Origin of the sequence: Microbacterium sp. Marseille-Q6648, assembly GCF_943181415.1 — a bacterium.
In the GTDB taxonomy this organism is placed as follows: domain Bacteria; phylum Actinomycetota; class Actinomycetes; order Actinomycetales; family Microbacteriaceae; genus Microbacterium.
The window spans coordinates 560,329-581,679 of record NZ_CALPBZ010000001.1 but is presented as its reverse complement, the minus strand read 5'-3'; the positions used below and the strand labels follow the sequence as shown (position 1 = coordinate 581,679).

The following is a 21,351-nucleotide window of genomic DNA, read 5'->3' as shown; positions in this document are numbered from 1 at the left end:
GTCACCGCCTCGACCGCTCGGCGGGTGCGGCGAGACTGACCGCGAGGACGAGGTCATCATCCGTCAGGAGAGAACGCAGCGGTTCGCCGATCAGCAGGCGAAGCAGGATGCCGCGGCCAGCTGTCGTCCGTGCGACCTCCGGTTCCGGGTTACCGAGGACGGCGCGGAGCAATCCATTCCACGACGCGGACGACAGATCGAGGAGGGTTCTTCCGTGAACGTCGCGCCGGAGCGATTCCCAGGCCGTCGCACGCGAAGGGACCTCGCTGAGCCGTGCGCAGATGTACTCCATCGCCGTGCGCGCCGGCGTGCGCGGCCAGCCGAGCAGGGTCATGAAGGCGATCGCATTCTCGACTGCATCACCTATCCCGGCGCCGTCAGATGTGTGGCCATCATCGGGCACGTCCCCGATCGACTGCACACGAAGTGCCGGGTGATAGTCGCTCAGGGGGTTCTCCCGGTCGCTGAATCGCTCGGGGTCATGGAACGACGAGAACTCCGGCCGGCGCGCCTGGTAGACGGAGCACAGCAGTCCGTTCGCGCGTTCCTCAGCGATCAGCGTCACCTGCACCGCCCGCGTGACTACCGCCCACGGATCGTCGGCATTGCGCACGGACGCAGAGCGCATCGCATCGAACGCCGCTGCGGCAGCATCCCATGGATCAAGCCCGTGCTTGCGAGCGAGCTTGGCGTATCGCCGAACCACGTGCCCCATGAGGGCTGCCGCCTCGGCGTCGCGGCGCCAGGCACCGTGATCTTGCGCGGCCAGACGTTCGAGCAGCTCACGCAGACCCTCCGAGCTCTCGAACGCAGCGGGCTTGCTCGCTGACTCCGACGAGTCGTTCGTCCGCGTCGAGCGCGCCGACGCTGCGCCAGCTGACGGGAAACCCTGGTTCGACATGGCAAACCTCGCTACCGACCGATTCCAGATCGGCGGACCGATCCGTGAAGAGCGCGACCGTTCCCAAACGCCCCGACCGGCGGGAGGCGAAGCGCCCGTTCACGGATTGCTCGGCGAGTTGCTGCGACTCCCTGCGTCGGGATGGTGCGCGCTCGCCGCGCGAGCGAGGACTCGAGGTCGATTCCCTGCCCCGCGACGCGCCCCGTGACGGCGGGAACGAGTTCCGTAGGTCGCATCCAGACGACCTCACTTCGAACCGGCTCAGCGCCGGAGGGGGATAGTGGCTGCCTCGCGAGTGAAGGATCGCCGTGCCGCGCCAGTTCGGAAACCTCCTCGGGGGACGGCTTGCCAGAGAGTTCCCGTTCCCGCTCCGACGTGCCAGGGCGTAGTGGCAGACGAGACTGATCGACTCGCTCGTACTCGTTCATGACGTAGCTCCCTTCTGTACCTCAGGTGTGCCGATCGCCCCCGCGAACCATCGGCCGACTGTCGACGGATGAACTCCCGTGGCGCTCGCGATCTCCTTGTTCGACATCCCGCGCTGACGCATCAGCGCCGCAACGTCTCTGCGGGCACCCTTCTCCGGAATATTGGGCAGCGGGCGAAGTCGAACGACTTCTGTGGATAGGTCCGGTGACGACTCGGTTGTGGAGGAGACCTGAAACCGGAATCGCTGGGTGAGAACGACCGTCAGGTGTGTGATCGCGAGAAGCACCAACGGAGGCACTGCGGCCACAGACGCCGCCAGAACGGGAAGAACGTCGGCGTCGGCCGCGACAAGGGCGTGGATCGAGTTGGCGGCGACCGATACGGCCGCACCGATCATGAGCAGCATCCACGGATACCATGCGCCCCGCTCTCCGGCGAGCGCTACGACGGCAACGGTTCCGACGACGATGATCCCGTCCACGATGAGTGGCCACGCCCACGCCTGCGTCGGCGCGATACCGGAACTGCGAGCGAGGTCCGTGAGTGAAGTGAAGGACAACCAGAACGCACCGACAGCGATGAATACTGTGCCGACAACCGCGGTCCACACGGCAATCCGTCCTGACCGCGGGTCCGTAGCGCCGAGGATCACGAGATCACCTGCCTGCTGAGCGAGCGGGATGCTGGGCTGCCACTACTGATGCGAAAGGGTGGCGTCGGCCCCACCACCGTTCGGTACGCAGATCGAATGGTCGTCAGGATCTCGGCCTGATGCAGCCCCGCGTGCTCCGCCGCCGGTCCGAGCACATTGCGCGCGCTCTGATCAGTGACGCCGTTCTCGGCGAGCCGGCATGCGGCCCAGTAAAGGGCGCGGTTCCGCTCGCCCTCAGCACGTGCGGCCAGCCACGCCGCGAGACGCTCCGAGTCGACATCGCGGCGGGCCTGCGCGGGCATCGCAGCAGCGGCCGGCCTCGGGTCAAGGAACTGTCGAAGCGCCGATCCGTCGATAGACACGGCGTCCCCGCGTCCGGCGCCGATCAGCTCATACGCCGATCTGTTGCCTTCGAACAGCACTTGCGACGGCGGTACGATCACGTAGCCGCCCTCACCCCGGAAGTCGATGCCGGCGCGGGCGGCCTGCCACGATGCCTGAACGCGATCAGGGTCTGCGGGGTAGTAGGCGTGCATCCCACCGGATGCCGTCTTCACCAGCGCCTGCCAGCGATCCACGAGACCTTCCCGGCGAGCGAGTTCGAAGGCAGCGAAACCGCGCACTCGCCCGTGCACATCGATGTCTACGACCTCGACGGCGGAAGCTCGCCCGGTCGGCATTCCGATGTTCGCTTCGGGCCATCGAGACCACCATCGGCCGATCTGGCGGTCGTCGGATGTCGCGTCGTGGAACCCGTGCTCTGTGAGCGGCCGCTTCTCCGCTGGCCGGCAGGGGAAGATCGGGACTCCTGCCGCAGCAAATCGAGCGGCGCCTTCCCGCGGCGAGAGACCAATCATTCCGGCGAACAGCTCGACGGTGTCCATCACAGATCCCGGGCCGAGGCTACGGATTGGACGAACGAGTTCCGACTCCTCGCAGATCGGACATCATCGAACCGTTCCAGCGAACCAGCAAGGCCTGACCGAAGTGCACCGTGACCCGCTTCCCTCGTCAGACCGGGCGGATCGCCTGAGCCGATTTGCACCGTCGGCAATCCCTTGAGGATCGTGACCGTTGCCGTCCGGACTCGCTCACCAGCCGTTTGCACGACTTCCACCGGCGTCTTTCCGTCGACGGATGCTGCCCAGGTCGCCACGTACGGGATGGTGAAACCCGATGTGTCGAGGCCGTGGGCCGCTCCGATCATCAGGGCAACGGACTCCGCCTCGACCTCCCCGATCCCGCGATGGAGTTCGGCATCCGCGTTGTCGGGGCCGTGCAGCATCACGTGCGCCAGCTCGTGCGCCAAGGTCTTCGTCCGAGCCGCGGGGTCTATGTCGCCCCGAACGGCAACGCTCCGCGTGATGTAGTCAGTGATGCCGTTGGCTCCGCCGAGATCGCGATCGCTCCCAACAATGCGAAGTGTGTACCCGTGTCCGCGTACCAAGGACGCCAGGCCGTCCCAAAGGCCTTGTGGCGCCTCGCCCGCGAGCAACTGCGGAGTCGGCGCGTGGGGAATCGGGACACCGCTCGTCTGCGACGCATCCCACACGTATGCAGGCCGCACGCCGATCATTCGCGTGCGCACTTCGTCATTACCTCTCGGGTTCTCGCGAGGCGCAAGACGACGCCATGACTCGGCGACCTGTGGGGTTTGGGACGCAAACCGCCCGAGGATCGGCGCGAAGATCATGTAGCCGGTCTGTCCGCGGTCGACCGACCTGCCGAGCGCCTGCCACTGCCGGAACCCCGCCACGTACGTTGGTGCGGGCTCAGCCACCCTGCCCTGCTCGAACGCAGCGAGGTGTTGCATCCAGATCAGCAGGGTGTTGTTGAACGAACGAGAGCGGAATCGCGCGGCGAACTCAAGAGCTCGCACCCAGTCATCGCTCGTCACCAGCGTGGCCACGGCATCCGCCAGCTGAGCATGCAGCCGTTCGAGCTTCGCCTCAGTGGAACCGACGGCAGCGGATTGGTGAGTCATGGTGTGGGCACCTCCTTCTGAACAGCCGGCATAGCGGCTTCCTGTGGGAGGTACGCGAGATCTCACCGGAGCCGACGGGCGAGCGCGCGAACGACCGACCCGAGACGGTCGCACAACTGTTGAGGCTCTAGCAGGCGTCCCCATGAAACTCGGGCGCGCCCTCGCGCGGCTGGGTGGAGTGCCGGCCACTCCGATCATCAGTGCTGGGTGAGTACCTCCTGGTTGAGCATGCTCAAAGTTGGTGTGGCATGGGCGTGAGGAAGGAATTGGTGACAACTGATCGTTAGTGCCGGGAGGCGCTGGCGGGGAGGATGTCATCATGCCTGGTCCCTATCCCAGAGAGTTCCGCGAGGACGTTGTCGCGGTCGCTCGTAGCCGCGAGAGCGGCGTCACCATCAAGCAGATCGCCACTGACTTCGGCATCAGCGAAGCGACGTTGCAGAACTGGCTCCGTCAGGCCGACGTCGAATACGGCAACCGTCCTGGTCAGACCGCTGCAGACGCAGCGGAGGCGCGGGAGTTGAAGAAGCGGATCCGGTTGCTCGAGCAGGAGAACGAGGTCCTCAGGCGAGCGGCGGCGTATCTGTCGCAGGCGAACCTGCGCCTCGGTGGCTCCCCAAAATGACATACCCGCTCGTTGCTGAGCTCGCCGACGCGGGGATCCCCGTGTCGGTGTCGTGCCGGGTCCTTAAGCTCGCCCGCCAGCCCTACTACCGGTGGAGAGGCGACCCGATCCGGGACGCGGATGTGCTCCGCGCCTATCGGATCAATGCGCTGCACGATGCGCACCACGAGGACCCGACGTTCGGCTACCGATACCTGGCCGACGAGGCGCGCCGGGCTGGCTGGCGGATGAGTCGCCGGACGGCGTGGAAGCTGTGCTCGCAGGCCGGGATCCTCTCGTCCGCGCAACGCCGCCGGCGGGGCAAGGGCAAGAAGGCCGGCCCTCCCGTGTTCGACGACCACGTGCAACGGGTATTCCGTGCCAATGCGCCGAACAGGCTCTGGCTCACGGACATCACGGAACATTGGACGAGCGAAGGCAAGCTCTACTGCTGCGCGATCAAGGACGTGTTCTCGAACCGGATCGTCGGCTACTCGATCTCGGATCGGATGACAGCGAAGCTCGCCGTCGATGCCGTGCGCAACGCCGTCACCCGCCGCGGTGAGGTGGCCGGCTGCATCCTGCACGCGGACAGGGGCAGCCAGTTCCGGAGCAGGGCGATGGCCCGCGAGCTGCGCCGTCACGACATGGTCGGATCGATGGGGCGCGTCGGCGCGGCCGGGGACAACGCGGCGATGGAGAGCTTCTGGTCACTGTTGCAGACGAACGTCCTCAACCAGCAGCGGTGGGCGACGCGGCAGGAGCTTCGCCTCGCCATCGTCGTCTGGATCGAGCGGAAGTATCACCGCCAGCGAGCCCAGGACACCCTCGGCGGGTTGACGCCCATCGAGTTCGAAGCCAAGCTAACCGAGCCGCTCACACTCGCGGCCTAAACCGAAACTGTCACCAGTTCGTTCCTCACGCCCGCCATCGATCAAGGCGCGCGTCGCGTCTTTCTTTTCGGCTGGTCGATGGGAGCACAGGTCGCGCTCCAGCTCGCTGCGCGGCCGCGTTACGGGCGGCTGATCGCTGGGCTCGTGCTTGAGTCGCCCGTTCTCGACTGGGTCGCGACGATCAAGGCGAACTGCGCTCGCGCCGGGTTGCCTGCCGCGGCGGGGCTCCTCGCCCTCCCGTGGCTCATGTCGCCTTTGCTCGCACGCGCAGTCGGCTTGCCTGGCGCCATCTCTCTCGGGGATCTCGACTGGATCGCACGCGCGCGAGAGCTGGCAGTCCCTACTCTGATCCTCCACGGAGCGCATGACGACTCGGCGCCCCCTGCCGTCTCTCGCAAACTTGCAGCACTGCGCCCAGATCTCGTTCAGCTCGAAATCTTCGATGCGGATCACACGATGACGTGGAACTCCGGCCAAGAGCGCTGGCGATCCACTGTCGCCGCCTGGCTATCCAGCCGCTCCTGAGCCCCATCCAGCTGTAATTCGAATGCACTACGCGCGCCGCGGCTGTAGCAGACGGCTTAGCTTGTCCACTGCGCGCACTAGATGTACCCGGCAGGGACGTTGGTGACGTTCTTGTGAGATGAGGAGACCTCCTGGCTTAGTGGAGCTGTCTAGTTCTTCACTGCCAGGAGGTCTCGTGTCTCACGCTAATGCCCGACTGAATGTCCGTGGCCGAGTTCTGCTCGTCGAGCGGGTGCTGGTGCAGCATCGTCCGGTCTCTCACGTCGCCAAAGAGCTTGGGGTGTCGCGTCAATGCGCGCACCGCTGGGTCAACAGGTTCCGGGCTGAGGGTGTCGCCGGCCTCGGTGACCGGTCCTCGCGTCCGCATTCCATGCCGCGCCGGACGCCGCTCGAGGTGGAGTTGCGGGTGGTCACGGTGCGTCGCCAGCTGCGGCAGGGCCCCGATCGCCTCGCCGTGATGACAGGTGTTCCTGCGCGCACGATCACCGCGATCTTGCGCCGGCATCACGTGCCGCGTCTGGTCGAGTGCGACCCGCTCACCGGGGTCGTCATCCGCGCATCGAAGACCACCACTGTCCGCTACGAACGCGCCCGACCGGGCGAGTTGGTCCACATGGACGTGAAGAAGCTGGGCCGCATCCCTGAGGGTGGTGGCTGGCGTGCGCACGGCAGATCGGCCGGCGACACCGCCGCGCGCAAGAAGGCGCGGATCGGGTTCGACTACGTCCACTCACTCGTCGATGATCACTCCCGACTGGCGTACTCCGAGATCCACCCGGACGAGAAGGGCGCGACCTGCGCCGCGTTCCTCGCGCGGGCCGCCGCATACTTCCGAGATCGTGGCATCACTCGCATCGAGCGGGTCATGACCGACAACCACTTCAGCTACCGGCTCTCCAACGATGTCCGCGACGTGCTCACCGCGCTCGGCGCCAAACACGTGCTGATCCGCCCCCACTGCCCCTGGCAGAACGGCAAGGTTGAACGACTCAACCGCACCCTGCAGACCGAATGGGCATACCGACAGATCTTCACCTCGAACGACCAACGCGCCGCCGCACTTGCGCCCTGGATCGAGCACTACAACACTCAGCGATACCACTCAGCCATCAGCGGCACCCCACTCAGCCGGGTGTCACCAACCTGACTGCCGGGTACAACTAGAGCGGGCAATCGGCGAGAGATTTCCGAGTACCACGTCACTGTTGCGGTCGTCATCCGCTGCGTCCTTAGTCCAGCGAGCCAAACGCGCGCCAACAGCGAGGAGCTGACCAATAGTGAGCGGGTTCTGCTTGGTGCAGCTGACGGCGCTCAGCGACGCGGATGCTGGCTTGCCAGTTGCGGGCGCCGGCCGTCGTGCGCATGTCGAGTACCGCGGGGACGGTGACCGCACCTTGACGTCGTGAGATTACTCCGAGCCGTAGCCCCGCCGATCGAGCAGGCGGACAAGCGCGTCGAGAGCGGTTCTCGCACCGCGATTTAGCGCAGATGCACCCGCAAAGTGACGAGCGAGCGGTGGGCTGATTGCGTAGTAGATGCGGATAGCCACCTTTCCGATCGGCGACCGCGCGAGGACGCGATCGCGGAATCGGCGAAGCGTTAAGACTGGGGTCGCATCGTAGGATCCGTAGACCGCGGTTGCGATGTAGCAGCCGCCACGGTCGATTTTCTTGATTTTTGCCATGGTGTCGCGGACGAGCTGCTGGTACTCACGCCAGTCGCGGAGAATTTCGGGATACGCGCGCGGCAACTTGTACGACGCGTTCCCGTTTATGTCGCGGAGGTACCCAACAAGTGCGTGTTCGCTCTCGACGGCGTCGATCATTCGGGCGCCGTGGTCCGAGGTCTGTGACTCGTTGCCGACGATCCGCTCGATGTCACTCAGCAGTCGGTACGCAAGTACAACGTCCCCCGCGCTGGCGACAGTCTTGTATAGCCCGAGGAGTAGCTGAACGTAGACGACCCCTGAAGTCCGAGACAGCTGGACATACCTCGCGGCGGAGTCGAAGAAGTTGCCTTGCCTCTTGCTGGCTACGGCCTCCGCGAGTTGGCTATCCCAGTCCGCTGGGCACCGTTCCGTCGATGTCGATAGGGGGCCGCGAAAGTCATACTCGGTGCGGAGTGCTTGCACCAAAGCGCTCATCTCGGTCAAACGCCCGTCCGCGCGGTAGGGAATGCCACCTCTGGGCGCGAATGTGTAGCTGTCCGGCTGGTCTTCGCGCAGAGTCACGGATCCAGGGGTCTCTCGCCGGCGAGGCCCGGCTTCCAACCACGGTGCTCGAGCGCGGCCTTCGGGAGTCAGGTAGGCGATCGCCCAATGGTCGTGATTCTTGACCAGACTGCTGACCTCGCTTCGAGGCGCTGTCTCGCCACCCCTTACCAACACGAGGCCGGCGTCATACATCGGCCCTGGATCGGCGCCGGCACGAAGCAGTTGCACAACGATGCGTGCGAACTCGCTCGACGGGACATCGGGCATCCGCTGTCCGAGCGGTGATGCCATCTGGGCTGCGATTGTCAGCGGCGTATGGCCTGAGTCGCCTGGATCCGTGTCGCAATCCGCGCCGAGCTCAAGCAGTCCCTCAACGGTGGTCCGACGACCCTTGGACGCGGCATAGAAGAGAACGGAGTCCCCCTCATCGTCGCATGCATCAATGTCCGCGCCGAGATCGGCAAGCGCGGCCACGCTGGCGTCACAACCTGCTCCGGCTGCGAGCATCATCGGCGTGATACCGATATCACGTGCCGAGTCCACTTCTGCGCCGTTCGCGACCAGCAGTCGTATCCCTTCGGCCCAGTCGATGCCCGCAACGGCATGGAGGATCGTAAGCCCAGGCTCGCCCGCGGCGCCTGTGCTGGGAGCATTGGCATCAGCGCCTCGACCGAGGAGAAGACTGAACAGTCCCGCGCTCTTGGTGCCCATCGCATATCGCAGGACGCCATCGCCGTCTTCGTCTGCTGCTGCGGCAAGGTCGGCACCGTTGTCAAGCAAGGAGCGAACCTGGGCTTCGTCGCCTACTGCCGACCAATGGAGGAGTGAGCGCGCCGTGATGGCCGCGTCGGGCTCATCGCGCTGGTCTCCTTCGTCCCGGAACTCCGTCGTCGAGGTGGTCTCGCCTTGCGGCGAGTCGAGTTGATCGTTTGCCTCAGCTCCGGTGAGATCGGCCGGCACCTCGAGCGCAGGCCATCGCCGAGCAGAGAGACCCATCTCGGAGTTCTGCTGGGCCATGTAATCGATACTCGGGCTCTTGAGCACAACGATCGTGCCGCTGCTAGTCAACGCAACAAAGGAGTTATGGCTCCCCTCCATCGTGGCGCCGGCGATCGCAACCACGTTTTCGAGGTCGGCCGGAACCGGGAATCCGCCCGCCCAGCCACCGTCGGAGACGACTGTGCCGTCGTCCAGGATCGCGAGTCGATGCTTCCAGCCGTAGGTGATCGATTTGACATTGCGAAAGCTGTCCGGGACTCCAATAAACGCATGGTCATTTCCCCAGTCGATGACCCAGCCATCGGCGAGGATCGCGGAGCTGTTCTCGTATCCGGCCGAAATGGCGATGACGCCGCTGAGGCCGAACGGGACGTGGCGTTGGTCGGAGTCGGGATGTCCCCACGCAACGACGCTTCCGTCGCTGCGGAGTGCAAGGCTGTGCCACCCCCCGGCCGCAATCGCTGTTACGTCGCGCAGGAAGTATGGGGGCTCAGATTGGCCATCATCGTTCGCACCCCAGCCCACAACGGTTCCGTCGCGGCGTAGTGCCAGGCTGTGGCGCCCGCCAGCGGCGATCGCGACGACACCGCTGAGGCTTTCAGGCACATCGGCTTGGCCAGCACCGCTATGCCCCCAGCCCGCGACAGTGCCGTCGCGCAATAGCGCGAGGCTGTGCACCGAACCGGCGGAAATCGCAACGACCTCATCCAGATCATGCCTGGGCTTGTACGCGTTTCCCCAGGTCCTGATCGTCCCGTCATCAAGGAGCGCGAGTCCATGCTGATCCCCGAGGGCAATCGCGGTGACGGTTCTCGGAGGACGCGCGGGTCGATCAACCATGCGGTGAGCATATCGATCCCGCTAACGCTGCCCCGGCCTTTCATGCGACTGTCGCGCCCAACGAATACGCTTGCCCGAAGCGGAATCGACCCGGCCCGGCCGCGTAGGCCTGGGCGCATCGCGCGTCGAGTGACGGCAACCGCACCGGGCTTCACACCGCTAGCCGAAGAGCGCGCCTCGTGGAGCGGCATCTACTTCCTGACGCCCATCGATGCGGGCCTCAGCGCATACGACATCGCCATCCCCACTCCGTCGGGGCCTGCGCCAGCGTGGCGCATCGATGGCAGCGACTCGCAGTCAACGAGGTGGGCTATCCACATCCATGGGCTCGGCAGCCCGCGAGCCGGAACGCTGCGAGGTGTGCGAGTCACCACCGAACTGGGCTACACGTCCCTCGTCGTCAGCTACAGGAACGATGGCGAGGGCCCGAGACGCGGAACTGGTCGGTCAACCCTCGGCGCCACCGAAGTCGACGACGTGGACGCTGCGATCCGGTACGCCATCAATCAGGGCGCGCGTCAGGTCGTTCTCTTCGGTTGGTCGATGGGAGCACAGGTCGCGCTCCAACTCGCTGCGGGGCCGCGTTACAGGAGGCTGATAGCCGGGCTCGTCCTTGAGTCGCCCGTTCTCGACTGGGTAGCGACGATCAAGGCGAACTGCGCTCGCGCCGGGCTGCCTGCCGCGGCGGGGCTCCTTGCGCTCCCGTGGCTCATATCGCCTTTGCTCGCACGCGCAGTCGGCCTGCCTGGCAGTATCCCTCTCGGGGATCTCAACTGGATCTCGCGCGCGCAGGAGCTGGCAGTACCTACGCTGATCTGCCACGGAGCGGATGACGACTCGGCGCCGCCAGCCGTCTCTCGCAGGCTTGCAGCGCTGCGTCCAGATCTCGTTCATCTCGAAGTCTTCGACGCGGATCACACGATGACGTGGAACTCTGACCAAGAGCGTTGGCGGTCCACTGTTGCTGCCTGGCTTATCGCCGAGGTTACAAACTGACTGATGCTGGAGTAGTGCCCCTTAGCGTGGTGTAGCCCTCTTTTGCCCGGACCGGGCCAGGACCTACCGAGATTGCGCAACAGCCTGTTGCGCAATTGCCGTAGGGCAACATCACCGTGCTCCTGGACAAGCTCCTCGGTCCCGAACTGCGGGACTGGTACGCCGGCCAAACCCTGACGCACGGATGGACCGGTGCCACGCTCGAGCACCCCATCAAGACCACCGCTCACCTGCGGTTCGGCGGGGCGCCGACGAACTTCGATCGCATCCTGGACCCGGGTGCGTCCGAGCTCGCGCAGCAGATCACGAAGGATCCGTACGTCTTCGACTTCCTTCGCATCGAGCCGGGCCACGCGGAGCGGGAACTCGAGCAGGCGCTGGTGGAACGCGCCATAAAGACCCTCGGAGAGTTGGGCAGCGGATTCAGCTTCGTCGGCCGGCAGGTCCCGTTCGACGTGGACGGCGATGAGTTCTTCGTCGACCTGCTGTTCTTCCATCTCGAACAGCTGCGCTACGTCGTAGTGGAGCTCAAGGCAGGTAAGTTCAAGCCGGAGTATGCCGGCCAGCTCGGCTCCTATGTGGAGCTTGTGGAGGGACAGCGACCCAGATCGCATTTGCTTCTGCCAGAACCGCCAGGACGCCAACCTAGAAGGCAGCCCGCCAACGCCGATTAGTCGCCCAGCGAGCAATGGTCCGAGCGTGTAGCCGAGGCTCTTCCACGACCCATAGCGACCGAAGTAGCGCCCCGTGCGACCAGCGCCGGCCAGGCGGGCAACCGTGGCAGACGACGCTGGCGAGAACGCTGCGGTGGCGGCGCCCTGCCCCCAGTCGTGCAACCGCCAGCATGATGGTGTTGTCAGCGCCAAGCCCGAACGGCGACAGTCCCGCAAACGCGAGGAGACCGCCGACGATCACGGGTTTGGCCCCGATCCGATCCGACAGGGATCCGAACAGCGGCTTCAGCAGGAGTTCGGCGACGTCTTACAGCGCCAGGATGTCCATCACCCGTGCGGCGGCGTTGGCACGGTAGCCGAATCATCATCGCCAGCCGAAGGTGGGTACGCTTCAGGAGTCTCCTGAGGGAGGGAGGACGGCGTGAACCTGGAGCTGGCGGTGGTCCTCGCACTTCTGATCGCGGCGATCGTGATGTTCGCGATCGGCCGGCCGCGCATGGATGTGGTTGCGCTATTGATGATCGTCGCGCTGCCGTTGACCGGCATTCTCTCCGTCCCGGAGACTCTCGCGGGTTTCGCCGATCCGAACGTCGTGCTGATCGCCGCGCTCTTTGTCGTGGGTGAGGGGCTCTCCCGCACGGGGGTCACGTACCGGCTCGGGGATTGGCTGGCGCGTACGGCGGGTGCGAGTGCGACGCGGGTGATCGTGCTGCTCATGCTCTGCGTCGCGCTGCTCGGCGCGGTGATGAGCTCGACGGGCGTCGTCGCGATCTTCATTCCGGTCGCGTTGAGCGTGGCATCCCGAACGGGCATCTCGGTCAGGCAGCTGTTGATGCCGATCAGCTTCGCCGGTCTCATCAGTGGCATGCTTACGCTGATCGCCACGACGCCGAACCTAGTGATCGACGCTGAGCTGCGGCGGCACGGTCTGAGCGGTTTCGGCTTCTTCGCCCCCACCCCGTTCGGGCTTGTCATCCTCGCCCTGGGCATCGGCTACATGCTGGTCGCTCGTCGGTTCCTCGGCGCGGAGGCGATCGCGGATGCCGGTTCGCGCACCTCCTTCGGGAGCCTGATCCTCGACTACGGTGTGGACGCCCGCACCCGCCGATATCGAATCAATGCAGGATCGCCGCTGATCGGCCAACGACTGGCGGATGCCGAGTTCGGCGGCGGCGCGATGGTCGGAGTCCTGGTGCTCGAGCGCACCCGCCTTTGGCGTAAGACCGTACGCACCTCCGACGACGACACGATCCTCACGGAGGGCGACATCGTGGTGGTGGACCTGGAGGTGCCCAGCGCGGAGAGACGTCGTCTCCGGCTCGAAGAGCTGGCATTGACACCCGACTTCTTCGAATCGTACTCACGTCAGGTGGGTATGGCCGAGGTCATGATCGCGCCAGACTCGTCCGCGCGCGGCCTCAGCGTGCGGAGCATCCGGTTCCGGGAGAAGCACGATCTCGTCGTGCTTGGCGTCCGTCATCGGCGCGAGGCCGCCGGGCCGGCATTCCCCGTGATCCGCCTCGCCGCCGGCGACACACTGCTCGTCGCCGGCGGCTGGGATTCCATCCACCGGCTCCAGGCGCAGCGCCAGGATTTCATCATGCTCGACCTCCCGGCCGAAGTGAAGGAAGTGGCCCCCGCCGCCAACCAGGCCCCCTTTGCGATCGGCGCGGTGCTCGTGATGGTTGCGCTGATGATGACAGGCATCGTCCCCAACGTGATCGCCGCGCTCATCGCGTGCCTGCTGATGGGGCTCTTCCGCTGTGTCAACATGCCCAGCGCCTACCGATCGATCCACTGGCCGACGATCCTGCTCATCGTCGGAATGCTGCCGTTCGCGCTCGCCCTTCAGCGCACCGGCGGCGTGGACCTCGTCGTCGATGGCCTGCTCGGCGGGCTCGGCGACGCGAACCCGACGATCCTGCTTGGCGGCGTCTTCGTGCTGACCGCCGTCATCGGGCTCTTCGTGTCGAACACTGCGACGGCCGTGCTGATGGGTCCGATTGCGATCGGCATCGCAACACAGCTGGGGGTCTCGCCCTATCCGTTCGCGATGGTTGTCGCTCTGGCGGCTTCCGCCGCGTTCATGACACCCGTGTCTTCGCCGGTGAACACCCTCGTGGTCGAACCCGGCCGCTACAGCTTTCTCGACTTCTTCAAAGTCGGAGCACCCTTCACCATCGTCGTCCTCCTCGTCAGCGTGTTCATGGTGCCCCTCGTCCTCCCCTTCTGACCGACACCACGCGCCCGCCGAGGAGTGCACCCCGTCACGGTTTCACCCGCCAAAAAAGTGACGCCGCCCACCGACGGGTTCAGCGACTTCACTTCTCAACCTCGCGCAAGGATGACGGCGTTCCGAACTGGCGGCGCGCGAGACCGGATCGAAGTGCGTATGCACTCGGGAAGCCCGCAACGCCGGATTCAGAGCGCTGGCGACGACCTCGTTGCACTCCAGCACGCTTCTTTGCGTGACGCACCGAATTGCCTCTGACGGACGCATTGTGATTATCGAAACGGGTGTCTACAATCAGGGGATTGCAATCGCGTCGGCGGCGCACAGGTCACAAAGCAAAAATGAGCTGGAGGCCGACAGCAGTGCAGTCGCTCGCTCACTGCGGTAGCGCAGCGTGCGCTGGACGGGCGATCATGCGTAACCGCACCCTGCCAAGGAGCACGCCAGATGAATATTTCTGAGACCGACCGCTCCCGCGCCGAGGCGCCCGCAGCGTCCTGGGCCATCACTGGGGGGGAGGTGTTGCGCGCTGTCGCTAGCGGGCCAGAAGGCCTGACGGAAGGCGAGTCCGAATCCCGTCTCGCGCGCGACGGTCGCAACGAATTGCCGACTCCGCCCGAGCCGTCCGTCTTCAAGCGTCTGCTGGCCCACTACGCTGACGTTTTGATCTACATCCTCATCGTGGCGGCCGTGCTGAAGGCGATTAGGGGTGACTGGGTCGACTTCACCGTGATCGCTGTTGTGATCGTGGCTACTGGGCTGATCGGCTTCATCCAGGAAGGTCGTGCGGCGTCGGCGCTCGCGGGATTGCGCAAGATGCAGTCGTTGAGCGCGCAGGTACGGCGCGACGGGACCTGGGGAGTGGTCGACTCCGCGACCATCGTCGTCGGTGACGTCGTCCGCGTTCGTAGCGGCGACCGGGTGCCGGCGGACGTCCGGCTGTTAACCTCCGGGCGGCTGCAGATCGACGAGTCTGCGTTGACAGGCGAGTCGGTGGCCGCCGACAAGAGCGATGAGATCGTGGCTGCGGATGCGGGCATCGGGGACCGAACGTCGATGCTCTTCTCAGGGACGATCGTCACCGCGGGCAACGGCGAGGGCGTGGTGGTGGCTACGGGGCGGGACACTGAGATCGGCCGTATCTCGGTGCTCGTGTCCGAGCAGGACCAGATGGACACCCCGCTCGCCCGACAGCTCGCCCACCTGGGTAAGCAGCTGTCGATCCTCATCGGCGTGCTCGCCGTTGTCATGTTGCTCGTCGGCTGGTTCGTGCACGGCCTGGATGTTGATGAGCTCATCTCGGCGGCCATCGGGTTCGCCGTGGCTGCGGTGCCAGAGGGACTGCCCGCCCTGGTGACGATCACGCTAGCGCTCGGCGTGCAGCAGATGGCTAAACGCCACGCAATCACACGCAAGATGGAGGCGGTTGAGACCCTCGGCTGCACGACGACCATCTGCTCTGACAAGACTGGGACGCTCACTCAGAACGAGATGACCGCCCGGACGGTCGTCACGGCAGTAAGCACATACACAGTCGAGGGCACCGGCTATGACCCCGTGGGTCGGGTCGTCAACTCCGACGGCCAGACCGCCGACCTCGCCGTCCACCCCGACCTCTCCGATCTCGTGCTGGCCGCCGGTCTCACCAACGACGCCCATGTCGAACAGACGGAAGACCGCTGGCGGGTTGTCGGCGTGCCGACCGAGGGAGCCCTCGACGTCCTGGCGGCGAAAGCCGGCGCAGCCACCGGCGCCGTGACCCGCGTCGGCGCGGTGCCGTTCGAGTCAACCCACAAGTTCGCAGCCACCCTCGACGAGCTCCCGACCGGCTCAACCCCCGACGGCGTGACCCGATTCGTCCACGTGGTCGGCGCCCCGGACCGCCTTCTCGACCGAGCCGACACCGAGCGCTCTGCCGACGGCGGCACCGCACCGCTCAACCGGGCGGCGTGGGAGGAGCGGATCGACGCACTCTCGGCCAAAGGACTGCGCGTGCTGGCCGCAGCCACACGCCCGGCCGACGGTGTCGACAATATCGCGCTGGGCGACCTCGATGGCGGCCTGACTTTCCTCGGCATCATCGGCATCGTCGACCCACCACGCCCCGAGGCAACTGCGGCGATCGCCGAGGCCCACGCTGCAGGTATCCGCGTGAAGATGATCACCGGCGACCACCGCGGGACTGCGACGGCGATCGCCCGTGAGCTGGGCATCGCCCCAGCGGAGGGCGAAGTTCTCGCCCTGACCGGCGCCGACCTCCAAGCGATGGACGACGACGAACTCCGCCGGGTCGTACGTGACGTGGACGTTTACGCTCGTACCTCCCCGGAGCACAAGCTGCGGATCGTGCGCGCCCTGCAGTCTCACGGCGAGGTCGTCGCCATGACCGGCGACGGCGTCAACGACGCCCCTTCGATCACGCTCGCGGACGTTGGCGTGGCCATGGGCATCAAGGGAACCGAAGCGACCAAGGAAGCGGCGGACATCGTTCTCGCCGACGACAACTTCGCGACTATCGAACGCGCTGTCGAGGAAGGCCGGCGGATCTATGACAACATCCGCAAGTCCGTAGTCTTCCTGTTGCCAACCAACGGCGCGCAGGCCCTTGTGATCATCGCTGCGGTCCTGGCGGGGATTGCTCTGCCGCTTTCCCCGGTGCAAATCCTTTGGATCAACTTGGTCACCGCGCTCACGTTGTCGTTGACCTTGGCGAGAGAGCCCGCAGAGCCAGGCATCATGCGGCGCATGCCGCGCTCAGCGACGGAGCAGGTCCTGTCGTCGCGGGCGATCGCCGTCGTCCTCACCGCCTCGGTCGTCATCGGCGTCGCGACCTTCGTCGTTTACCTTCTCGAGCGCGACCGCACCGGCGATTACGCCGTGGCGCAGACGTCCGCAGTCCTGATGCTCGCCCTCGGCCAGCTCGCTTTCCTTTTGAACTGCCGTCTGCTCAACGGTTCCGCGTTCACTGTTCGGGTACTTACCGGGAACCGCAACCTGTGGATCTCGGCCGGCCTGCTGATGGCTCTGCAGATCATGTTCACCTACGCGCCGTTCATGAACGACTGGTTCGACTCAACCCCCATCGGTTTCCACAGTTGGGCACTGACAGCTGGCCTGGCCGTCGGCGTTTTCGTGGTGATGGAAGGTGCCAAGGCCGTCATCCGACGGATTGGAAACCGCACGCCGCGACAGCAGGGAGCACTGCCCGCAGGAAACGCGACGCATCGGGCTTGACGCTAAGCCTGTATCCACCGGTCGACGTGAGATTCTGACGGCTCGTCAAACCGAGAACGCTCATCTGATCAGGTGCAATAGGACTTGTCTAGAGCTCACTAAGGCTGCTCAGCAGCTCTGGACGTCATAGCCTGAACCCATGCGCGCAACTTTGATTGATGAGCGGGATGTCACGGAGGAGATCCATGACGCGGTGTTCCGCGTGTGGGGCCATCTGAATGGCGATGGCGCGGTCGCAGTGTATGAGATGGAGGGCGCCAGCCTGGTTGAGACTATCGACTGGGCGCGCGCGAACTTTCGTGAGGCCTGGTCCCTTTCAGCCGACATCCGCGGGTCGGACCGAGTCACAGCGGTGTGGCTTGTGGGCTCTGACCCGTCCGACCGCGCGGACCGTTCTGTCTAGATCGTTCTCCAGATTAGGTAGTTGTCACAACACACCGACAGCCGATCAGGTGGGTCCGAATGAGACCGTCACCCTGGTCTCCACTCAGGTTGTCACAGACAGCGTGACCACCTCTTCTTGGCAAGGCTGCGCAAGCCGCCGTGACGGCTCGCGCGCCTCGAGCACCTCGCCATCTCGTTTGCGATCCCGCTCATCGCACGACGATGGTGGTTGTCGCGAGCCGGGCGAGAACCTGTTCACTGGTGGAGCCGAGGAGGAACCGTGCCATCGCCCCGCGGCGGTGCGATCCGACTATGGTGAGGCGCGCGTGCGCCGCGACACGGTTGATGAGGAGGGCCGGTTCGCCCCGTTCAACGACCAGTTCCAGTCCCAAGTCCGGGTACTTCGAGGGAAGCCCACCAACAGAGCCGGCTAGCGTTTCCGCGGCCATGCGGTGCATGATGCCCAGGTAGTCGTCGGGGTAGGACCTGAGACCGAGAGGTACCGTGACTGGCGACCAAGCGCTGACGGCGGTGAGCACCTCTGCGGACCGGTCCGCCTCGGCGGCGGCGAACGCGATGGCGGCCTCGGACACATCTGCTCCGTCGATGCCGACGACGACCCCGGTTCTGCCAGTCAGGTCCAGGTCGGGTACGACGGCGACCGGACAGTGTGCACCGGCGGTGATGCGGATCCCGTGCGGGCCGCGCGCTGGCCCGGTCTCTGGGCCGCGGTAGTCGCTTCCGATGACCAGCAGAGCAGCTCCCTTGGAGGCGTCGATGAGCTGTTCCACCGGTTTGCCCCGCCCGATCCGCGTCTCGACGGGCACGCCGTGCGCTCGGACGCGCTCAGCCTCCCGATCGAGAAGGCTTCGTGTGAGCTGGAGGGCCTCCTCGATGACTGGTCCCTCCCCGCGGACACCTTTCGCGCGGCCGATGATCGATACCAGCTCGAGCCGGTCACCACGCGCTGCAGCTCTCTCCACGGCCCAGTCCACGGCCCGACGAGACGCAGACGCATCCGTCACACCGACAACCAACTTCTCATTCATGTTGCACTCCTTCTACTCGAGGACGAACGCTCGTCCAACTGCAAGGTGAACGTGACGACCACGACACCGTGGCCCTCCGTCTGGTCAGGGTTGTGGTGGGCGATTTGACTGCCCCGATCACTGATCGGACTGGTCATCTCACGACCACGGTCGTCGTGGCGAGTCGGTTGAGGACCTGCTGGCTTGTGGAGCCGAGGATGAAACGCGCGACCCGACCGCGACCATGTGACCCGATGACGGTGAGCCGCGCACGTGATGCGATGCGATTTATCACCAGATCCGCACCGTGACTGCTTTCCACAACCCGTCGCACGTCCAGGTCGGGGTACATTTGCGCGATGCCCGCGATCGATATGGCCAGGGACTCTTCGGTCAACTGTTGCATGTTCGTCAGGTAGTTCTCGGGGTAGGAACGTACCCCGAGTGGGATGGCGACTGGCGACCAAGCGCTGACGGCGGTGAGCACCTCTGCGGACCGGTCCGCCTCGGCGGCGGCGAACGCGATGGCGGCCTCGGACACATCTGCTCCGTCGATGCCGACGACGACCCCGGTTCTGCCAGTCAGGTCCAGGTCGGGTACGACGGCGACCGGACAGTGTGCACCGGCGGTGATGCGGATCCCGTGCGGGCCGCGCGCTGGCCCGGTCTCTGGGCCGCGGTAGTCGCTTCCGATGACCAGCAGAGCAGCTCCCTTGGAGGCGTCGATGAGCTGTTCCACCGGTTTGCCCCGCCCGATCCGCGTCTCGACGGGCACGCCGTGCGCTCGGACGCGCTCAGCCTCCCGATCGAGAAGGCTTCGTGTGAGCTGGAGGGCCTCCTCGATGACTGGTCCCTCCCCGCGGACACCTTTCGCGCGGCCGATGATCGATACCAGCTCGAGCCGGTCACCACGCGCTGCAGCTCTCTCCACGGCCCAGTCCACGGCCCGACGAGACGCAGACGCATCCGTCACACCGACAACCAACTTCTCATTCATGTTGCACTCCTTCTCATCGAACGGGTTCTCAGCCCTGCGTCAACGGCAGATCGGCCCGACGCCGCATCCTCCGTCACGTCGGGCTCCGGGCTGGACAAAGAGGCTGCTGCGCGGTCGAAATGAAGAATCGGGGCGCCGCCGAGGCTGCGGAGCACTGTGTGCAGCGGGCCTCTGTGGAGCTGACCCGAGACACGAGTGGACGGATCCTTCGCGCGAATCTCGCCGACCAGCCGGCAAAGCTGCTCCCTGGCCTGGGAGGCGTGGCAATTCCGTTCGGCGATGGTCTCCCATGCTCGGTCTTCGACGACGCGAATGATACGGACGCCACCGCTTGTGCGAGCAGCGCCAGCCCAGGCGTCCCGAACGGTCTCCGGCGGTTCGCTCTCTCCGGTCAACAGCACGACGGCCCCGGCATCCATGGGACGAGTCGGACAGCCATCTTCAGAACGCGATCGGAGGGGTTGTCCGTGTGCAGTGCTCATGGGTCTCTGCCTCCTTCTTCTACTATCCGGGGGCCAGCCCGGCGCACGTAGGGCCGGAGGTCCTGTTGGCGGGGCCTCCAGCTGTTCCGGTCGAGCACGGCCGGCGGGATCGAGGTTGGGCTGCGAGGTGGTCAAGGATTGCAGGTCTCGCACCATTGCGGGTCGGCGAGGGTTGAGGTGCGTGGTCGGGTGTGGGTGGTGTCGCAGGTGCTGCAGGCGTGGATGTCGGCGGCGGGCAGATGCGTGGGTTGACCGCACGTGCCGCAGGGGAGTCCGGGGATGGTCTTTACTCGCCCGTATCCGGGGCTGCGGCAGCCGGGGCAAGGGGTGGAGAGGCGCCTGGCCATGCGGGAGCAGAGATCTCGGAGGATGTCGGCGCGGGCGGGTGAGCGATGCGCACGATAGTCCGGCAGCACCGACACGGGCACGTTCTGGTCGAGGAGCCGGTTGACGGTGATCTCAAGTTCGGCCGGGCTGTGGGTGTCTTTGTGGGCGTGGGATCCGTGGTCGTGGTGGGCTTGCACGATGACGCCTTGGTGGGGAAAGCCGAGGCTGGTGGCGTAGGAGAGGGCTTGCGCGCTGGTGAGGATGTGCCGGCCCGGGGGCAGGGGGAAGCTGGCGGTGCGGGATTCGACAACCTCGATCCCGCGGTCCTCGTCGAGGAAGAGGACGAGTTCGTTGTGTCGGGTACTCCACCCGTATTCGGTGGTGAAGCTGCCTTCGCTGGCCAAGCCTGCTGTGAGGCCTGCGGTGCGGATTCCGAGGCGCGCTTTGGCGCGCGCGGTTTCTCGTGGGGGGAGGGTGCGAGGAATGTCGCCGGCGAAGGTTCCGAACTGGTCAGTGTCGATTCCGGCCACGCCGAGAACTGTGGCGCCGAGGATTGTGTGGAACGGGCCACGGGCGAGATGTTCTTTGCCGTGCATGGTGGCGAACGCGATGACGGCACCGCGGTAGGGGTGCGGGGTGGGTGTCATTGGAAGTAGTCAGGTCGGCTGACGTAGGTGTCGGTGGCGAACATGACGCCGCTGCAGCTGGTGAACAATTCCCGTGCTGCGGTGATGAGCTCTTCGGCGCGGTCGGTGGGGAGGACGGTGATCAGCATGGTGAGGGTGTCGTAGTCGTTGAACAGCAGCGCACCGGAGTGTTGGCCGTGGTGGCCGATGCCGGAGACGCCGGAGACGGCGGTGTAACCGGTGGCGCCGGCAGCGGTGATCAGGGCGCGGACCGAGGGGGCGTCGCGGCCGGGGACGACGAACTCCACCTTCGTCATTTGGGTCAGTCCGT

General features: G+C 65.6%; 16 protein-coding genes and 1 pseudogene. 8 read left to right on the top strand and 9 right to left on the bottom strand.

Going from position 1 to position 21,351, the window contains the following annotated elements; all coding sequences use genetic code 11:
* Nucleotide 1: 1 nt before the first annotated feature.
* From NFR93_RS02730 to NFR93_RS02715, 4 genes are all read right to left on the bottom strand, one after another.
* Nucleotides 2-901 (bottom strand): hypothetical protein, encoded by a 900-nt coding sequence (locus NFR93_RS02730; protein WP_251449808.1) that lies wholly within the window; start codon nt 899-901, stop codon nt 2-4.
* 424 nt (nt 902-1,325) lie between these two features.
* Complete coding sequence (locus NFR93_RS02725) at nt 1,326-1,982, bottom strand: DUF2637 domain-containing protein (protein ID WP_251449806.1); 657 nt, start codon at nt 1,980-1,982, stop codon at nt 1,326-1,328.
* The gene (locus NFR93_RS02720) at nt 1,979-2,866 is read right to left on the bottom strand and encodes a bifunctional DNA primase/polymerase (RefSeq protein ID WP_251449804.1); all 888 of its coding nucleotides are present in this window, start codon (nt 2,864-2,866) and stop codon (nt 1,979-1,981) included. Before NFR93_RS02720 ends, NFR93_RS02725 begins: the two co-directional genes overlap by 4 nt.
* Nucleotides 2,866-3,966: an ArdC-like ssDNA-binding domain-containing protein gene (locus NFR93_RS02715; RefSeq protein WP_251449802.1), complete on the bottom strand. Its 1,101-nt coding sequence runs from the start codon at nt 3,964-3,966 to the stop codon at nt 2,866-2,868. Before NFR93_RS02715 ends, NFR93_RS02720 begins: the two co-directional genes overlap by 1 nt.
* Before the next feature lie 319 nt (nt 3,967-4,285).
* On the opposite strand from NFR93_RS02715, the pseudogene NFR93_RS02710 reads away from it, so the two are divergent.
* The 3 genes and pseudogenes from NFR93_RS02710 to NFR93_RS02705 all read left to right on the top strand — a co-directional run bounded on the left by NFR93_RS02710 (nt 4,286) and on the right by NFR93_RS02705 (nt 7,135).
* A pseudogene (locus NFR93_RS02710) lies at nt 4,286-5,463 on the top strand (IS3 family transposase).
* Between the two features lie 36 nt (nt 5,464-5,499).
* Nucleotides 5,500-5,988, top strand: coding sequence for an alpha/beta hydrolase family protein (locus tag NFR93_RS15960; RefSeq protein WP_285814553.1), 489 nt, complete (start codon nt 5,500-5,502; stop codon nt 5,986-5,988).
* A 175-nt stretch (nt 5,989-6,163) separates the two neighbouring features.
* Complete coding sequence (locus tag NFR93_RS02705) at nt 6,164-7,135, top strand: IS481 family transposase (protein ID WP_251451445.1); 972 nt, start codon at nt 6,164-6,166, stop codon at nt 7,133-7,135.
* A gap of 261 nt (nt 7,136-7,396) precedes the next feature.
* On the opposite strand, the gene NFR93_RS02700 is transcribed toward NFR93_RS02705, so the two are convergent.
* The gene (locus NFR93_RS02700) at nt 7,397-10,039 is read right to left on the bottom strand and encodes a CFI-box-CTERM domain-containing protein (RefSeq protein WP_251449800.1); all 2,643 of its coding nucleotides are present in this window, start codon (nt 10,037-10,039) and stop codon (nt 7,397-7,399) included.
* A 129-nt stretch (nt 10,040-10,168) separates the two neighbouring features.
* Here NFR93_RS02700 and NFR93_RS02695 point away from each other — a divergent pair, with 129 nt between their 5' ends.
* From NFR93_RS02695 to NFR93_RS02670, 5 genes are all read left to right on the top strand, one after another.
* Complete coding sequence (locus tag NFR93_RS02695; RefSeq protein WP_251449798.1) at nt 10,169-11,035, top strand: alpha/beta hydrolase family protein; 867 nt, start codon at nt 10,169-10,171, stop codon at nt 11,033-11,035.
* A 116-nt stretch (nt 11,036-11,151) separates the two neighbouring features.
* On the top strand, nt 11,152-11,709 hold the full coding sequence (locus tag NFR93_RS02690) for a PDDEXK nuclease domain-containing protein (protein WP_051526156.1): 558 nt from the start codon (nt 11,152-11,154) through the stop codon (nt 11,707-11,709).
* Between the two features lie 421 nt (nt 11,710-12,130).
* Nucleotides 12,131-13,942 (top strand): SLC13 family permease, encoded by a 1,812-nt coding sequence (locus NFR93_RS02680; RefSeq protein WP_028495562.1) that lies wholly within the window; start codon nt 12,131-12,133, stop codon nt 13,940-13,942.
* A 447-nt stretch (nt 13,943-14,389) separates the two neighbouring features.
* Complete coding sequence (locus tag NFR93_RS02675) at nt 14,390-17,176, top strand: cation-translocating P-type ATPase (protein ID WP_251449796.1); 2,787 nt, start codon at nt 14,390-14,392, stop codon at nt 17,174-17,176.
* A 139-nt stretch (nt 17,177-17,315) separates the two neighbouring features.
* A complete protein-coding gene (locus tag NFR93_RS02670; protein WP_028495563.1) occupies nt 17,316-17,579 on the top strand; it encodes a hypothetical protein in 264 nt (87 codons plus the stop codon).
* A gap of 190 nt (nt 17,580-17,769) precedes the next feature.
* Here the strand turns inward: NFR93_RS02670 and NFR93_RS02665 are convergent, their stop codons facing one another.
* The 4 genes from NFR93_RS02665 to NFR93_RS16095 all read right to left on the bottom strand — a co-directional run bounded on the left by NFR93_RS02665 (nt 17,770) and on the right by NFR93_RS16095 (nt 21,337).
* Complete coding sequence (locus NFR93_RS02665; RefSeq protein ID WP_028495564.1) at nt 17,770-18,609, bottom strand: universal stress protein; 840 nt, start codon at nt 18,607-18,609, stop codon at nt 17,770-17,772.
* Nucleotides 18,610-18,742: 133 nt separating this feature from the next.
* Complete coding sequence (locus NFR93_RS02660) at nt 18,743-19,585, bottom strand: universal stress protein (RefSeq protein WP_251449794.1); 843 nt, start codon at nt 19,583-19,585, stop codon at nt 18,743-18,745.
* A 613-nt stretch (nt 19,586-20,198) separates the two neighbouring features.
* Entirely contained in the window at nt 20,199-21,041 is an 843-nt protein-coding gene (locus tag NFR93_RS02655; RefSeq protein WP_251449792.1) for a DUF6671 family protein, read from the bottom strand.
* A complete protein-coding gene (locus NFR93_RS16095) occupies nt 21,038-21,337 on the bottom strand; it encodes a P-II family nitrogen regulator (RefSeq protein ID WP_502846248.1) in 300 nt (99 codons plus the stop codon). The genes NFR93_RS02655 and NFR93_RS16095 overlap by 4 nt, the downstream gene beginning before the upstream one ends.
* Nucleotides 21,338-21,351: the final 14 nt, after the last annotated feature.

Excerpts from the sequence above, each read along its gene's own strand:
- NFR93_RS02655 (WP_251449792.1), bottom strand. The coding sequence starts at position 21,041 with ATGACACCCACCCCGCACCCCTACCGCGGTGCCGTCATCGCGTTCGCC.
- NFR93_RS02720 (WP_251449804.1), bottom strand. The coding sequence starts at position 2,866 with ATGGACACCGTCGAGCTGTTCGCCGGAATGATTGGTCTCTCGCCGCGG.
- NFR93_RS02730 (WP_251449808.1), bottom strand. The coding sequence starts at position 901 with ATGTCGAACCAGGGTTTCCCGTCAGCTGGCGCAGCGTCGGCGCGCTCG.
- NFR93_RS02660 (WP_251449794.1), bottom strand. The coding sequence starts at position 19,585 with ATGAATGAGAAGTTGGTTGTCGGTGTGACGGATGCGTCTGCGTCTCGT.
- NFR93_RS02670 (WP_028495563.1), top strand. The coding sequence starts at position 17,316 with ATGCGCGCAACTTTGATTGATGAGCGGGATGTCACGGAGGAGATCCAT.
- NFR93_RS02700 (WP_251449800.1), bottom strand. The coding sequence starts at position 10,039 with ATGGTTGATCGACCCGCGCGTCCTCCGAGAACCGTCACCGCGATTGCC.
- NFR93_RS16095 (WP_502846248.1), bottom strand. The coding sequence starts at position 21,337 with ATGACGAAGGTGGAGTTCGTCGTCCCCGGCCGCGACGCCCCCTCGGTC.
- NFR93_RS02665 (WP_028495564.1), bottom strand. The coding sequence starts at position 18,609 with ATGAATGAGAAGTTGGTTGTCGGTGTGACGGATGCGTCTGCGTCTCGT.
- NFR93_RS02675 (WP_251449796.1), top strand. The coding sequence starts at position 14,390 with ATGAATATTTCTGAGACCGACCGCTCCCGCGCCGAGGCGCCCGCAGCG.
- NFR93_RS02715 (WP_251449802.1), bottom strand. The coding sequence starts at position 3,966 with ATGACTCACCAATCCGCTGCCGTCGGTTCCACTGAGGCGAAGCTCGAA.